Origin of the sequence: Corynebacterium sp. HS2168-gen11 (assembly GCF_024834075.1) — a bacterium.
Lineage (GTDB): Bacteria > Actinomycetota > Actinomycetes > Mycobacteriales > Mycobacteriaceae > Corynebacterium.
The window spans coordinates 99,188-114,382 of sequence record NZ_JANUXR010000003.1; the positions used below are offsets into that span (position 1 = coordinate 99,188).

The following is a 15,195-nucleotide window of genomic DNA, read 5'->3' on the forward strand; positions in this document are numbered from 1 at the left end:
GGGAAACTGATGACTGTCACTGGCTGGCTGGTGGTGAATGCGTTTTTACGCTCTGCGAAGTTCGACGAACTCTACGCCGATATTCTTACCAACGCGGCGAAGATGAATATTGCGATGCAAGTGGTCACCAACACGGAAGTGCTTGGGGCACTGCGCACCGGCAAGCCTGATTTCGCATTGGTGTGGGATAAAGATATTCGGTGCGCGCAACTGCTCGAACATGTTGGGATTCGCTGTTTTAATCGAGCCGATGCCATTGCAATTTGTGATGATAAAACCGCAACCTATCTCGGGTTACTCGATGTATTGCCGCAACCTGCCACGGTGATTGTGCCAATGCGGTTCGGGCAAGTCAAGTGGCACGACCAACGCTTTGTCGATGATGCCATTGCTGCCTTAGGTCTGCCACTGGTGGCCAAAGAAGCATTTGGCTCATTCGGAAGCCAAGTGTTTTTGATTCACACGCGCGATGAATTATTGCAGTTCTTAGATCGCATTGAGAATCGACCAGCATTATTACAAGAATTCATTGCGAACTCGCGCGGGCGTGACGTGCGCATGCAAGTTGTTGGAAACACGGTGGTCAGCAGCATGCTACGCGAATCCGGCAATGGTGATTTCCGCGCGAATCTCACCAATGGTGGGGTAGGAACAGTTGTAACACTGCCTGAGGCATTTGCCACAATGGCCATCCAAGCCTGCCAACATTTGCAGTTGGATTTTGCAGGTGTGGATCTTTTATTTGGCCCAGATGAACAACCAATCATTTGCGAAATTAATTCAAACGCCCACTTTATTAACTTAAATAAGGTGGCAGATGCCAATATCGCCGCAGATATTCTTGCGCATATTCTGCAATGCTTGCAGGAGCAGGATCAGAAGTAGGGGCAGGAGCAGGGAATATGCAGGCAATAGTGGTGTATGACCGCACCCGTTATGCGAATAATCAATGGTTAGCGCAGCAGTATTGTGCGCAAGGCGAAGCTCGTGGCATACGCACCACAATGGTGTTTGCCGAAGAATTAGACGCCTATCTTCGCACTCACGAACCACCGCAATTTGCCATCATGCGCTGCGAAAACCAGCAAGCCCGCCAACAATTAGAAGCCCTTGGCACCCATACCAGTAATTCCGCGCGAGCAAGCTGGCTGTGCAATGACAAAATGCGCACACTTACCCATGCCCGCGAACTAGGTGCACGTACCCTGCGCACCTGCAAATATGCTGTGCATGAGCTTTTCGACGCCGTGTCGTACCCCGCGGTACTCAAACCGCTTGATGGTCATGGTGGTTTCGCGGTGGCACATATTCACAATGCAACAGAGCTAGCAGAATATCTGCAAACCTATGAGTTTGCACCTGATACCGAATTACTCTGCCAAGAAGTTGCTGATGTGATCGGCAAAGACCTGCGAGTATATGTCTTAGGTGATCGTATTCTTGCTGCCATGCTGCGTCATGCACCGGGACAATTCTTGAGCAATTTTACCCGCGGTGGAACTGCTACCAGAGTGGAACTTTCAGCAGCGGATCACGCGATGGTGCTGGAATTAGCACAAGGATTCGGCACAGATTTCGCAGGCTTCGACTTTTTCCCAAGCCCGACTGGTCTGATCCTGAATGAGGTTGAAGATATCGTTGGCATGCGCATGCTCTATGCCCACACCACGATTGATCCAGTCGCCGAACACTTGCGCTACCTGCACGAAACTTGTGGGGCAACGGGTTAATCGTGAACCCGCTTATACCTGGAATAGAGGTGTGCGGTGGTGGTAGAGAAAGTGGGTGGATCGCTGCGTCGTAAAGCTGCAAAGGTGAAGGCAGACAGAAACTCTTGCGGTCACAGCGAGCTGGGCTAAGAAAAGTGAAATTCCTATTGGGCAAAGCTGCGATTCAGGCTAGACTAGGAAAGTATGACTGAACGTACATTAATTCTTATCAAGCCAGATGGCGTTGCCAAAGGCCACATCGGAGAAATTATTGCCCGTATCGAGCGTAAAGGCTTGAAGCTGGTTGCGATGGATCTGCGCGTTGCAGACCGTGCGACTGCAGAAAAGCACTACGCAGAGCATGTGGAAAAGCCATTCTTTGGTGAGCTGGTAGATTTCATCACCTCTGGCCCATTGGTTGCAGGTGTCGTGGAAGGTCCACGTGCAGTCGATGCGTGGCGTCAGCTCGCTGGTGGCACCGATCCAGTTGCGAAAGCAACTCCTGGTACCATCCGTGGCGACTTCGCGCTCAACGTTGCTGAAAATGTTGTGCATGGCTCCGATTCTGTGGAATCTGCAGCACGCGAAATTGAGATTTGGTTCCCGAATCTCTAAGCCTTTTTGCTTGTGATTATTGCCTCCTAGTGAATTGAACTAGGAGGCTTTCCCATGGCACGACCATGTTCGGTTAGCAGGTAAGACCACCTTGAGCAGTATGTGTGAAAGGTTTGCGAAAAAGCTGTGTGCTGTGGCGAGGGGCACTGAGTGCGTCTGCCATCTGCCGTCTGTCGTTTGCCGTTTGCTGTGTTGCGTGGAGAAGCGGCGAGCGTGCAACACCCTATGGCTGTTACTGTTGGGTAACTCTTGCCAGTACCGCAATCTTTTCTGTGATTTAGGGGTGGCTCGTTCAGCAAAATGTTGCAAGGTATGGAAAGATAGAACCAAGCATGTGCGCATGATGCACTAAGCCGAGATACCCAATGCTTACTGCAAGTCTTTGGCTTGAGAATCATGATGGTTTACATGCATAGCTTTTAATGACGGTATTTGTGTGATTTACATAGGATGCCGTCGTGATAACTACATAGACCGACATACATACAATTCAAAACCGTTTTCTTGCTCGTACATTTTTTAAAAGGTCCGACATTCTTACTCTGTGCTGGCTGCGATTCTTTCTAAGAGCTGCGCCCGGAGGAGGATACAGTGTCGCGTCGTCATTGTCGCTTCGGCGTGTGGCGCGTGCCGAGAGCCAAGAGCTCGGTATAAGGAGACGAATCTGTCATGGCCACACCAGCCACCTTCGACCGTTCAACTTTGGGTGAAAAAACCCGTGTCCATGTGCTTGCGAAGCAGTTGGGACTAAGTTCCAAAGAAGTCATTGCACAGCTTGCAGAATTGGGCTTGAAAAAAGTTGCGCAATCAGCACTGACCAAGCCAGAAGTCGAGCAGCTTCTCGACGCCTACGAACAGGACGCAGCAGCACAAACCGCTGAGTTTTCGGAAGAAGAAAAACTGCGCTACCGCGTGGAAAAGAACGTCGAAAACGAAATTCACCAGATTGAAGAAAAAGTTGCGCAACAACTTGCCCCGCTCGTAGAGCAATCTCAAGCGAATGCATCTGAGGAGCCTGCTGTCGAAGCAGAGCAAGTAGAACAGACGCGCCGTCGGGTAGAAAAGAATGTTGCCAATGAGATCTCGCAGCTAGAGGCAAAAGTTGATCGTGAGATCAAGCAGCGTCAAGAAGAGGGCTTATTAGTGCCAGCTGCACACGATGCTGACGATGTTGCAGTAGAGACTGCAGATGCTCCTGCGGAAGTAGCTGAGGAACCAGCTGTTGCGGACGAGCCTGCGGCAGCCGAAGCGGTGGCAGACAAGGCAGCAGCAGACAAAGCAGCGGCAGCACCTGCAGAAGATCCTGCGGAATTCCATTGGGATGGTGTCTTAGACGATGATGAGCCGCTGGTCCCACTGGTGACTCCTGCACCTGCTGAGGTGAAGTTCCAAACGCCGCTGTTTATGGCGCCGACGTTGCAAAATGAAACCCACGGTGACGATGATTTCGAAATGGACATCTACGCCACCGAAGATGATGATGACGAGTTTCCTCGCAAGCGTCGTCGTGGCCGCCGCGGCACTGGCCGTGGACGTGGACATGAACAGCTTGTTGAAACCCATGAAGACGAGACCGAAGACGTTGCAACAGAACCGGTGGCATTAAAAGGTTCCACCCGATTAGAAGCCCAGCGTCGTCGTCGCGTAGAAATGCGGGAAGAATCCCGCAAGAAGCGTCATATTGTGTCCGAAGCAGAGTTTCTCGCGCGTCGTGAATCCGTTGAACGCACTATGGTGGTTCGTGAACGTGAGCGCAACGATCATCCAGGGTTGGTGACACAAGTTGGCGTATTAGAAGATGATCTGCTCGTTGAGCACTTCGTCACGTCGGATACGCAAGCATCGATGATCGGAAACATCTATTTAGGCCGTGTGCAAAACGTCTTGCCATCGATGGAAGCTGCCTTTATCGATATTGGAAAAGGCCGCAACGGTGTGCTCTACGCCGGAGAAGTTGATTGGCGCGCCGCTGGCTTGGGCGGGCGGCAACGTAAAATTGAACAAGCCTTAAAATCCGGCGACCAAGTATTAGTGCAGGTTGCCAAAGATCCAATTGGCCATAAAGGCGCGCGTTTGACCACGCAGATCTCCTTAGCAGGCCGTTATTTGGTGTATGTCCCAGGTGGACGTTCTGCAGGTATTTCTCGCAAACTCCCAGCCCCAGAGCGCAAGCGTCTCAAGCACATCCTGCGTGAGGTTGTCCCACGCGATGGTGGTGTGATTATTCGCACTGCTGCCGAAGGCGTTTCGCAAGACGCGATCGCAGCTGATGTGCAGCGTTTGCACAAAGTCTGGGAGCAAATTCAGCAACGCACCCAAAAAGAGATGGATGCAAAAGGTGCGAAGCCTGTCACCATGTACGAAGAACCAAATATGCTGGTGAAGGTTATTCGTGATCTCTTTAATGAAGATTTCTCCAGGCTAGTTGTCGATGGCAAGCGCGCATGGAATACCGTGCATGCATATATTCAGTCGGTCGCTCCAGAATTGCTCGAGCGCTTGGCACGTTTCGATCGTGACGAACACGATGGCAATGATGTGTTCAATGCATATCGCGTTGATGAGCAGCTGCAAAAAGCGCTCTCACGCAAGGTCTGGTTGCCATCTGGCGGTACGTTGGTGATTGATCGCACCGAAGCGATGACCGTGATCGATGTCAATACTGGCAAATTCACTGGTCAAGGTGGCAATCTCGAAGAAACTGTTACGAAGAATAACCTCGAAGCGGCTGAAGAAATCGTGCGACAAATGCGTTTGCGCGATCTCGGTGGCATGATTGTGGTTGACTTCATTGACATGGTGCTACCAGAAAACCAAGATTTGGTCTTGCGTCGCCTCACGGAAGCACTGGGACGCGATCGCACCCGCCACCAGATTTCGGAAGTGACGTCCTTGGGCTTGGTGCAAATCACGCGTAAGCGTTTGGGTACTGGTTTATTAGAAACTTTCTCAACCGAGTGCGATGTTTGCGATGGGCGTGGTGTGATTATTCACGACGATCCAGTTGAACATCGCGATGGTCCAGCTAGCGGTCGTAGCGGACATGGTGTGCTGCATCAAGACCCAACCCGCCATCCAGCTGTAGTGGTTATGCAGCATGAGGATAATTCGCAAGACGACCAGGTGCAGCATGAATCTGCTGAAGCAGCAACGTCTTCGCGCCGGAATCGTCGCAATGACACGGCTGCGCCAGCGACACGAAGCAATGAAGAACTCGCTGCTGCTGTGATTGCAATGCCTGACGACGCGCACGTGAACGCCGAAACTGAGCCAGCAGCTCCAGTGGTAGAAACCGAGGTACAGGAGGATGCTCGACCTGCACGCCGCTCTCGTCGTCGTGGACAGCAACGTGGTGGAGCACGCGAAGTTGTGCCAACTGCGGCGGATACAGAATTCGATGCAATTATTGAAAATGCTGTGACCAACGCGAAGCTGGAAGATCCAGATCAGCCAAGTGGAGAAGATTACCTGCCACAAACGTATGAAGAAGCAGTGGCAGCCTTTGAAGCATCTCCACGCCGCAAGCGGAAGGTACGCGGTAATTCGATCAGCGATCATGCGCCAAAGCCGGAAGACTATGGACCGGCAGCTGCTGCATTAACGGCAGCTGACGAGACTGCCGAATCGCAGGTTGAACAGGGCGGAGAATCGCATGACACGACAGCATCGCACTCAAGTACCGCTAGTGCTGCGAAGCGACGCGGTCGTGGTCGTCGGGGTGTGAAAAAGAGCCTGCAACATTCAGCTCCACAGGCTGAAGGAGAGGGCGTAGAGACTTCTGCGGATGATACGGCAGCCGTGATTGTAGAGGGCGAAGCAGAAGGCGTACAAACCGCCAAGAAGCGTCGTGCGGTACGCAAGCGTTTGCAACACGAAAATGCGCGTGGTGAGCAAGCCGTGGCGTCTGTTGAAGCAGCGGACACTGAAGAAGCCGATGCTGCAGCCGATGCGGTTGCACGCCAGACCAGCGCAGAGCGTGGTCGTCGTGGTAAGCGCAGAGCTGTCAAGAAAGCTCCAGCGGCAACTGTAGAATCTTCGACACAAGAAGTTGAACGTGGGGATGATCAAGATCAATCAGATACCCCTGTTGCAACTCGTGTCGCTGGGCGCACGAAGCGTCGTGCGGTGCGTCGTAAGCTTGCAGGAGCAGAAGAAAACTCCAGTACAGCTGTGAAGAAAGAAAATATTGTGACGCAAGAGCAGGATGAATCGACTGCTCGGGTGGCCCGCGGATCGAGTCGAGGACGGCGTCGCGCCGTGCGTCGGCAAGCAACGTAAATGTCACTATTTGTCTTTTTTGTAGCTTGCAGGTAGTCTTTGTAAGTCGCTATTTTAAGCTGAGAAATCTGGCATGCCAGAGATATTCCTTCGTGATGGTACGGTGGAAATCGGCGTTAAAAGAGCCAAAAATTTTAAGTAAACGTTAATCACTAAGTGCCGAGTTTGGTGCTTGGTCCTGAGATAGATAAGGGGTAGCCCTCGTATGTACGCGATCGTCAAGACCGGCGGCAAGCAGTACAAGGTTGCTGAAGGTGACCTCGTCAAGGTCGAGAAGATCGAGGGTGAGCCAGGTTCGTCCGTGGCTCTCACCCCGGTTCTGCTCGTCGATGGCGCGACTGTTATTTCCAAGCCAGAGGAACTTGCGAAGGTAAGTGTCTCTGCTGAGATCGTAGACCTGGTCAAGGGTCCTAAGATCAAGATTCTGAAGTACAAGAACAAGACTGGTTATAAGAAGCGTCAAGGTCACCGTCAGAAGCTGACCGTGCTGAAGATTACCGGTATCAAGTAAGGCTCACCGGCCTACCGAGATTTCCTGAAGGAGGGAAACCACATGGCACACAAGAAAGGTGCATCCAGCTCCAGCAACGGTCGTGATTCCGAGGCAAAGCGCCTTGGCGTAAAGCGATTTGGTGGCCAGAAGGTCAACGCCGGCGAGATTATCGTCCGTCAGCGTGGCACCAAGTTCCACCCAGGCGAGAATGTTGGACGTGGTGGCGACGACACCTTGTTCGCACTTGCTGCTGGCTCCGTTACTTTCGGCATTAAGCGCAACCGTCGCACTGTGAACATCGTTCCAGATGCTGAGACCGTTGACGCCTAAGAACTTCTGAAAGTTCTTGTTTGTAAGCCCTCACTAGTTTCTGGTGGGGGCTTTTACGTATGGAAATATCTGATTATACTTTGCAAGAAGACTTATTGGTTGCAAAACTTGTGCATGCTATTGCAGTTTGTGATGGGCAATTGCGTGCAGGTATAGGCGACCGAGTGTTTGTGGGGCAACTGATATTAGCCTTACGTCACAATATTGAAGGGAATACTCATGATGAAAAAAGCTATGGTGGCTGCTTTGAGTGTGGTTATGATGACCACAAGTACCGTCAGTGCTGTGCAGGCTCAAGAAGCTCCACAGATCACTCGTACTGCTGCAGTCGAATCACAAATCACTGACTTGGCACGAGCTGCCTCGAATGCAAAGAATTCGCTCACAAGTAGTCAACCACGAACTGAAAATGGTCGCCTGATTCAACTGATCTTGTCGGTTTTAGGACATGGTGTCTTGATCTTAGCTGTTGTTGCGATCATGGCATCTCGTGTTGTTGGCGTTGTGACCGGCCGAGGTTCTAGTTTTGGGCGAGGATCGTTCTAGATACTTTGACTGATTCCCAGAAATAGATGCTTGTCGCATGTATTTCTGGGTTTTTGTCTGCTTGACACAGATATATTTTTCTATAAAAAACTAACTGTAGTAACGGATAGTATAGAGTTTCCGATAAGCACTATATATTCCGGTTGAGATCTACGAGAGCAAGTCGGATTTATGCATCGGAAATGTAAAGGACTGAAGTCAATGAAAAACAACACTATGAAACGCGTAATCGCAGTTGCATTGGTTCCTGTGCTAGGAAGCAGTGTTCTTGTCGATACAGCGTTTGCCCAGGACGTGCAAGTTACCTCTCCAATGCACTGTGCACTCAGTCGTGGTACCGATTCGAAAGTTCCTTCGAGCATTGAGGGTGCATATAACGATTCGGCTGCATTCCCAGTTAATATCACCTACACGGTGGCGGCTCCTGAGAAGGCGAAGGTTGGGCGCACGTTTAACTACACCGTTAAAAATGCAACTGTGAGCATTCCAAAACACTATGAGTTTGCCGGTGGCTTTTTTTCTACTGCTTATAGCTTTGATGTGAATAGCGTTTCGCATGCACGTGTGAGTGTGCCATTTGATGCTGCACACGCCAGCTATACGGATGCAACCTATGGTGGTGATTACACTGGTACAGCTGGTGCACAACGAGTGGATTTTGCAAAAGAATCCACTGATGCAACAGGTGAAGTGAAAGATTTAGCAGTTGCACCAATTCAAGGTGAGCTTGCAGGAGATACCTTTACAGTTACCTTGCCAGAAACTGAACTCCATTTTCAGGCAACTGCAGCGGGTGAGTTTGCTCCAGTAGCAGCACAAGGTTCAGTTTCCCGATTTTCCGGTTCCCTCGCTGCACCAGACGCGCTCTTTTCCAGTGTGCTGAATCTTACTGTGACGCTTAGTGGTAAAGAAACCGCTGATAACGTCTTGCTGCGCTGCGTGAATACCAAAGATTTGGTGTTCCCAAAGGTTACGATTATTGATGCAGTGCCGACGACGATTACCGGCGCATTCACAACACCGACGATTACCGTTGGTGAAGCTGCAACTGTAACAGGTACCTTGGTTGATCAAGACGGTATTGCAATTGCAAACGCTGAAGTTGAGATCGCAGGAGAGGATTTGACTGCACCAATCAGTGTGACCACTGATGCACAAGGTGCATTTACAGCAGAAATTACGCCTACTACTATTGGTCCAAAAACTTACACTGCAACGGTAAAATCCACTCCAACTGTGACCACGAATGTGCCACTTGAGGTACGCAATATCACCAAGAAGCCAACTGCGGTTGAGATTACTGCAACGCCAGAGACTGTGACCGTTGGTGAGCCAGTGACCATTCGTGCGGTGGTGTCATACACCGAAGAAGGCGATGATGCTCCAGTTGCTTCAGTAACCTTGACAATTGATGGTCAAGAGCAGGTTGTTGCACTTAAAGATGGTGCATACGAGTATGTCTACACCCCAACTGAGGCATCAGAAGGTTTGCAGATCATCGGGAAAGTTAATGAGCAAATCACAAACGGCACCGAAATTGTTGTGAAAGAAAAGCCGAAGCCTGAAACTTCCACCACCGCCACAACAACACCAACTACAACCACGCCAACTGACACTGATGCGACGCCGAATACATCAGAGCCAAGTAAGCCAAGTGAGCCAACGACGTCGAATACGCCTGAGCCAAGTAAGCCAAGCGAGCCAAACGTGCCAAGCGAGCCAACTGCGTCGGTGGCAAAAATCGCAGCAAAGCTAACGCAGCAGACCGACGCTACAGCTACCCTGGAAGCTACCGTAGTAGATGCTAACGATAAGCCAGTTGCAAATCAGGAGCTTAGGTTTATCATCGCAGGTAAAGAAGTAACCTTGACCACTGATGCGAATGGCGTTGTTACCTATGAGCTTCCACGTAGGAAAGAAGAACAAACCGTAACAGTGGCAACCGGCGATATTAGCTCTGAGCAGGTTAAGATTCCTGCGTTGAAAACCCAGCCAGCTGCAAATGGTTCATCAGATGTTTTGGCACAGATTCAAGGTGGTCTTACACTGGGGTCAAGCATTGCAAAGTATGGATCATCTGTTCTTGATTTGGGATCATCCCGTGGTTTTAATTCCTCTGATCCATCAATTATTTTCAAGACGATTGCGACAGTCATCGGTCTGACCAGCTTCGTCGGCATGATCTTCACCGCGCTGAATTATTTCGGCAAACTGCGTATTCTGCCACCATTGAACCGCTAAGAGTAGCTCCATTTTCGCACCTGATCTCTTGCTGAGGCAGGCTGACAAAACTGTTGGCGATAGCGTCGTCAAGCAAAAGCAGTAGGTGCGGAAGTAACCGCAACTACGTGTCCCAAAACATCTTGGAGTCTATGGTGGTTGCAATTTTTGACACTTTTATCATTGAAATTATTTAAGGATATTCATGGCTCGTTTACAAAAGGTGCTTGCTGCTGCTGTCGTACCTCTTCTTGGGGTAGCGGCATTATCAGCTCCAATGCTGCCGGTTGCGCAAGCGGCAAGTGCAGAGATCAGTTTTCAGTGTGCGATTACCACCAATGGTCTTGGCGCGTTGAAAAGTCAAGCCGATAGCGTGCAAAAAAGTGACAGTTTCCGGTTCACCGCGGCTGTGGAAGCTCCAACTGAGGCGATTGTTGGTCAGCCATTTAACTATGTGATCAAGCCTGGGTATGTTGGTTTGCCGAATCCATTTAAGGTTGCCGGTATTGCATCGGTGACCACGAAATCGATGGAACGTGCGCGACTTTCTTTGAAGATGCCGAACAACGCAACCGTCAATGATGTCTCGATTGCTGGCGGTCAAGCCGGTATTCAGGTGACCAACTCTGGTAAGACATATTCGCTTTCAGGTGGTGCGACCACGGATGGTATTAATGCCAATAACGAAAGCGAAATTACTTTAGCGACGCAGGATAAAGGCCTCGTGGGTAGCGCACGTGCAGGCAAGATGGGCTTTGAAATTCCAACTATTACGGTTTCCTTGACCGGCAATCAGGTTGGTACCAGCGTGAAGCCAACTCTGCCGATCGTTGCGAATCCGAGCTCGAAAATTTATCCAGCTGAAGAATCCTTCTTCACTATGATGATTGACGCTGAGGCAGCGGTGCCGATTTTGGGTACCTACCAGGCGCGAGCATTAGTGCGTTGTTCACCGTTGAAGGCTGATGTATTTCCAGCGGTGCGTATCGTTGCGGCTCCAAAAGCCACGGTGGCATCGTTGAAGATCTCAGCGAATCCTGCTGAAGGCCAAAAAGGTACTGAGAGCACCTTTACTATTACCGCGTTAGATGCTTCGGGTCAGCCACTTGCTGGTCATGACATTTCAACCAAGGTTGGGTTCAAAGGTTCTGTACTGCGTACCAATGATCAAGGTCAAGTAACAATTAGCGAAACTCCGAAGCATGCAGGTACGTTGGCTGTCAGCGCAAGTGCTGATGGTGTGACTGAAACCTTGCCATATAAGGTTGCAGATAACGTTGCGCGCGCTGAAACGATTGAAATTGTTGGCCCAGCCGAGTTGAAGCCAAATCAAGCAGGCACGTTCACCGCGACTGTCCAGACGAAAGATGGTCAGCCTGTTGCAAACAAGGCAATCACCTTTGAAATTGCTGGTCAGTCGTTTGCTGGTACCACCAATGACAAAGGTATGTTTGAAGTTACCTACACCCCAACTGAAGCTGGCACATTATCAGTAGTTGCAACCACGGATCTTAGCTCTGCAGAGCACCAGGTAAATGTGGTTGCTCCAGTTGACCCAGGAACTGTGAATCCGCCACAAGATGGTAATGACGGTAAGGGGGAGAATGAGGTTCCACCAAATAACGGTGACAACCAAGTTCCACCGCCAGCAGATACTGGCGCATCTTCAGCAGCAGGTTCTTCCCAAGCTGACGGTAAGTCGCATCTTTGGGCTGTGTTAGCCGCTATCTTTGGACTGCTCTCAGCGCAAGGTGTGGCATTCTTGATTGCTGTGATTAATGGTTTGATTCCAGGTATTCCAGGAGCATTCCAGTGTGAACAGCTCTCCTGCCTGCGCAAAGGATAATGTACTACCCTAAGCAGCATTGTTGAGCACGGTTGAGATTCTTTGATCTTGGTCGTGTTCAGCTTGCGGAATCGGTGTACTAGTAGCGCGTGGTTGTGCGAGCTGTGCATGCATAGAGCTACCAGACATCGTGGTTTTGCACCAGATGCTTGACGACGCAACCGAGAAGGTCTGTGATCTGAAACAGCGTCGCAAAGCCTGCAAGGTGCAGGAACTTTGCAGCTTGTGATTGATCGTCTGAACATAGTTTGAATTATGTTCAGACGATTTTTTGCTTCGCGCATTACCTTGATCTTTGGTAATATCAACATACTTATGGCTTTGTTCGTCAACGTGTGTGCAACCAGTACGAAAACAGGCGACAAGCATTACAACGTAACATCTGGAAGGTAACTGAAATACTATGGCACGTTTTGTCGACCGCGTGGTCTTGCACTTGAACGCAGGCGATGGCGGCAACGGCTGCGCCTCTATTCACCGTGAAAAATTTAAGCCATTGGGCGGGCCTGATGGTGGTAACGGTGGACATGGCGGAGACATTGTTCTTGAGGTTTCTTCCCAGGTGCACACGTTGCTTGACTTGCACTACCGCCCACATCTCAAGGCACAGCGTGGTGCTAACGGTGCTGGCGATCACCGCAATGGTGCCCGTGGTGAGGACCTTATTATTGAAGTTCCGGCAGGAACCGTAGTACTCAATGATAAGGGTGAAACCTTAGCCGATATGACCAGCATTGGAATGCGGTATATCGCAGCACAAGGTGGTTTTGGTGGTCTAGGTAATGCTGCTTTGGCCTCAAGTGCTCGTAAAGCGCCAGGTTTTGCGCTGAAAGGTGAGCCAGGCGAACAACACGACATCATCTTAGAACTGAAATCGATGGCTGATGTGGGCCTTGTGGGATTCCCGTCGGCAGGCAAGTCCTCGCTGATCTCGGTGATCTCGGCAGCGAAGCCAAAAATTGGTGACTACCCATTCACCACCTTGGCCCCGAACCTTGGCGTGGTCGAAGTTGGCCATGAAACATTTACCATTGCAGATGTTCCTGGTTTGATTCCAGGTGCCTCCGAAGGCAAAGGCCTTGGTCTGGACTTTTTGCGCCATATTGAGCGCACCGCAGTTCTGGCCCATGTGGTTGATACCGCCACGATGGAACCAGGTCGTGACCCAGCAAGTGATATTGAAGCACTCGAAGCGGAACTTGCGGCTTACCAGTCAGCTCTTGATGAAGATACCTCATTAGGCGATTTGCGCGATCGTCCACGCATTATTGTGCTGAATAAGGTGGATATTCCAGAAGCAGAAGAATTGGCAGAATTTGTCAAGGAAGATCTAGAAGCACAATTCGGGTGGCCAGTATTTATTATCTCTGCAGTCGCCCGTAAGGGATTAGACCCATTGTGCTACAAGCTGCTTGAGATTGTGCAGCAGGCTCGTAAAACTCGACCAAAGGCGAAAGTGGAAAAGCACACCATTATTCGTCCGAAAGCAGTGGATGCGAAAGCCAAGGGTCGTGAGTTTGAGATTCATCGTGATCCAGCGATTGAAGGTGGCTTCATTGTTACTGGTGAAAAGCCAGAGCGTTGGATTATTCAAACTGACTTTGAAAACGACGAAGCAGTTGGCTACTTAGCCGATCGCCTGAACCGGATGGGTGTCGAAGACGCCTTGTATAAAGCTGGCGCGAAAGCTGGCGCGACGGTGAGCATTGGTCCGGTTTCCTTCGAGTGGGAACCAATGACCGCAGCTGGTGTGGATCCAACCTTAACTGGTCGTGGCACGGATATTCGCCTGTCACGCACTGAGCGTGTGTCTGCAGCAGAGCGCAAGCGTGCGTCCCAGGTTCGTCGTGGTTTGATCGATGAACTTGACTTTGGTGACGGCCAAGAAGCTTCACGAGACCGCTGGCAGGGCTAATGGAACTGCGCAACCAAATCACCAATGCAAAACGCGTGGTTGTCAAAATCGGTTCATCATCACTGACCGGTGCAGGCCACGTGGTCGATCCACTGCGTATCGACGCCCTGGTCAATGCCATGCAGCGTCGATTAGCAAAAGGCACCGAGTTAATTGTGGTGTCTTCTGGTGCAGTCGCAGCAGGTATGGGACCACTTGCATTACAGCAACGCCCGCAAGATCTGGCTACCAAACAAGCCGCAGCAGCAGTTGGTCAAGTACACCTGATGCATACCTGGGGTGCAAGTTTTGCCCGCTATGGTCGCACAATTGCACAAGTGTTGCTAACCGCCTCGGATGCTGGTCAGCGCGAGCGTGCGCGAAATGCGCAGCGAACGATTGACCGATTGTTGCATCTAGGTGTGGTTCCGATTGTGAATGAAAACGATACGGTGGCGACCTCTGAAATGCGGTTTGGCGATAACGATCGACTCGCCGCCCTGGTTGCGCATTTAGCGGTTGCCGATGCGTTGGTGCTGCTTTCCGACGTCGATGGCCTCTATGATAAAAATCCAAGTGACCCAACTGCCACCTTCATTCCACAGGTGCGTGACGCTTCCGATTTACAAGGAGTTATCGCAGGTGACGGTGGTGCGCTAGGCACTGGCGGTATGGCGTCGAAAGTTTCAGCTGCCGGGATTGCCTCGCGTGGTGGTATTCCAGTGCTGCTCACTTCAGCTGCCAATATTGGCCAGGCATTAGAAGATGCCAGCGTTGGAACGGTGTTTTATCCGAAAGAAAACCGCTTGTCGGCCTGGAAGTTCTGGGCGTTGTATGCAGCGGATTCGGAAGGCAGTATTCGTGTTGATGCTGGAGCCGCACGTGCATTAGCACAAGGTGGTACTTCACTTCTGGCAGTTGGCGTAACAGAAGTCGAAGGTGACTTCCATGCCGGAAATATCGTGGACATCGTTGATCCTGCTGGCAAAGTGATTGGTCGCGGCGAAGTTTCCTATGATGCGGAAACATTAGCAACTATGCTTGGCCGCCACACAGAAGAACTGCCAGATGCACAGCACCGACCAGTGATTCATGCAGATTATTTGTCGCATTACGGGCTAAACGAATAGTTTTCGGTGCGTGAAGCTTTTGGGGTGTGCGGCTACGCGGTTGGTGACGCGCGCTAGAGCGTCGAGTAGCTGCGACGCCGCCCAGGGGAGCAGCAGTCGCTTAGGTTGGAGCGAGCCGGCGTGTTGCGGCGCTG

The 15,195-nt window shown here is 50.9% G+C and carries 11 protein-coding genes; all 11 read left to right on the forward strand.

What is annotated here, in order from left to right:
• Window positions 1–9: 9 nt before the first annotated feature.
• The 11 genes from NXS99_RS02985 (at window position 10) to proB (ending at window position 15,061) form a co-directional block, all read left to right on the forward strand.
• A complete protein-coding gene (locus NXS99_RS02985; RefSeq protein WP_259287186.1) occupies window positions 10–885 on the forward strand; it encodes a RimK family alpha-L-glutamate ligase in 876 nt (291 codons plus the stop codon).
• Between the two features lie 17 nt (window positions 886–902).
• Complete coding sequence (locus NXS99_RS02990) at window positions 903–1,730, forward strand: RimK family alpha-L-glutamate ligase (RefSeq protein WP_259287187.1); 828 nt, start codon at window positions 903–905, stop codon at window positions 1,728–1,730.
• A 183-nt stretch (window positions 1,731–1,913) separates the two neighbouring features.
• Complete coding sequence (ndk, locus tag NXS99_RS02995; RefSeq protein WP_259287188.1) at window positions 1,914–2,324, forward strand: nucleoside-diphosphate kinase; 411 nt, start codon at window positions 1,914–1,916, stop codon at window positions 2,322–2,324.
• A 669-nt stretch (window positions 2,325–2,993) separates the two neighbouring features.
• On the forward strand, window positions 2,994–6,602 hold the full coding sequence (locus NXS99_RS03000) for a translation initiation factor IF-2 N-terminal domain-containing protein (protein ID WP_259287189.1): 3,609 nt from the start codon (window positions 2,994–2,996) through the stop codon (window positions 6,600–6,602).
• A gap of 205 nt (window positions 6,603–6,807) precedes the next feature.
• The gene (gene rplU, locus NXS99_RS03005) at window positions 6,808–7,113 is read left to right on the forward strand and encodes a 50S ribosomal protein L21 (protein ID WP_259287190.1); all 306 of its coding nucleotides are present in this window, start codon (window positions 6,808–6,810) and stop codon (window positions 7,111–7,113) included.
• Between the two features lie 42 nt (window positions 7,114–7,155).
• The gene (gene rpmA, locus NXS99_RS03010; RefSeq protein ID WP_259287191.1) at window positions 7,156–7,425 is read left to right on the forward strand and encodes a 50S ribosomal protein L27; all 270 of its coding nucleotides are present in this window, start codon (window positions 7,156–7,158) and stop codon (window positions 7,423–7,425) included.
• Between the two features lie 219 nt (window positions 7,426–7,644).
• On the forward strand, window positions 7,645–7,971 hold the full coding sequence (locus NXS99_RS03015) for a hypothetical protein (protein WP_259287192.1): 327 nt from the start codon (window positions 7,645–7,647) through the stop codon (window positions 7,969–7,971).
• Between the two features lie 201 nt (window positions 7,972–8,172).
• On the forward strand, window positions 8,173–10,212 hold the full coding sequence (locus NXS99_RS03020) for a carboxypeptidase-like regulatory domain-containing protein (RefSeq protein WP_259287193.1): 2,040 nt from the start codon (window positions 8,173–8,175) through the stop codon (window positions 10,210–10,212).
• A 184-nt stretch (window positions 10,213–10,396) separates the two neighbouring features.
• Window positions 10,397–12,037 carry an Ig-like domain-containing protein gene (locus tag NXS99_RS03025; protein ID WP_259287194.1) on the forward strand — a complete coding sequence of 547 codons (1,641 nt, stop codon included), beginning with the start codon at window positions 10,397–10,399 and terminating at the stop codon, window positions 12,035–12,037.
• Between the two features lie 403 nt (window positions 12,038–12,440).
• A complete protein-coding gene (gene obgE / locus NXS99_RS03030; protein ID WP_259287195.1) occupies window positions 12,441–13,952 on the forward strand; it encodes a GTPase ObgE in 1,512 nt (503 codons plus the stop codon).
• Complete coding sequence (gene proB, locus NXS99_RS03035; RefSeq protein ID WP_259287196.1) at window positions 13,952–15,061, forward strand: glutamate 5-kinase; 1,110 nt, start codon at window positions 13,952–13,954, stop codon at window positions 15,059–15,061. Before obgE ends, proB begins: the two co-directional genes overlap by 1 nt.
• Window positions 15,062–15,195: the final 134 nt, after the last annotated feature.